Here is a 792-nt window from a genome sequence, read left to right on the forward strand (position 1 = left end):
CGTGAACCTGACGGATCGACTGCTGACCGGCCTCGGGCTCACGCCCAACGGTTCGGCCATCGTTTCAGTAGACGTACCCCACGTTTCAGATGTCGTCTCCTCGGTTCGTGCAGGTCGCACGCGGTTCGCGTGTCACATGTACAACACGATCGAGGACGTTGACCGGGTGCTCAAAGCGCTTGGCTGACCGCCGTCCGTTACCGTGGGTCCTTGTGTCGGAACCACGCCAGTCGCCTGAAGAGGTGACCCAGAACATGCCTCAGTTCCCACCGAGGCCGACCGACACCGCGCCGCTGTACCCGGCCGACGAGCTGATGAAGCTGCAGTCGATCATGGAGAACCGCCAGGGGCAGCTGCCTGTCCAGCCCCCGCCCCCGCGCCGGACGATGTGGGTGGGAAAGGCGCTGGCCCTCGTCGGCGTCGCGGTGGTGTCGGGGCTCGTGTGGTGGGTGTTGCAACCTTCGGACCCGGTCGGTCAGCCGGTCTCCCAGCCGCAGAAGACCGCGGGGGAGTTCGAGTTCACCACCGTGCCGCAGCTGCCCGAACCGGTGAAGGACAGCGACTGCGCGGCTCACGCGACGAGCCAGACGCAGGCGTTCCTCAAGACCACGCAGTGCCTGCAGTTGACCCGTGCGTTCTACACGGCCAAGTTGCCGGACGGCCGCATTGTGTACTCGTCGGTGTCCGTGGTGAAGATGAAGTCCGCGGCCGACGCGAAGGCACTGCGTGAGCTGACCCAGAAGGACGGCACCGGCAACGTCAAGGACCTGGTCCTGGACAAGGCCGTCAGCG

The 792-nt window shown here is 65.8% G+C and carries 1 protein-coding gene and 1 pseudogene; both read left to right on the top strand.

The window, feature by feature from the left end; translation table 11 throughout:
- A pseudogene (locus B0F77_RS49555) lies at positions 1-187 on the top strand (aminotransferase class V-fold PLP-dependent enzyme); the annotation flags it as partial.
- Positions 188-254: 67 nt separating this feature from the next.
- Positions 255-792 (top strand): hypothetical protein (locus B0F77_RS48570; RefSeq protein WP_158103036.1); only part of this gene is annotated, 538 nt, incomplete at its 3' end.

The organism is Lentzea kentuckyensis (assembly GCF_002150765.1).
GTDB lineage: Bacteria > Actinomycetota > Actinomycetes > Mycobacteriales > Pseudonocardiaceae > Lentzea > Lentzea kentuckyensis.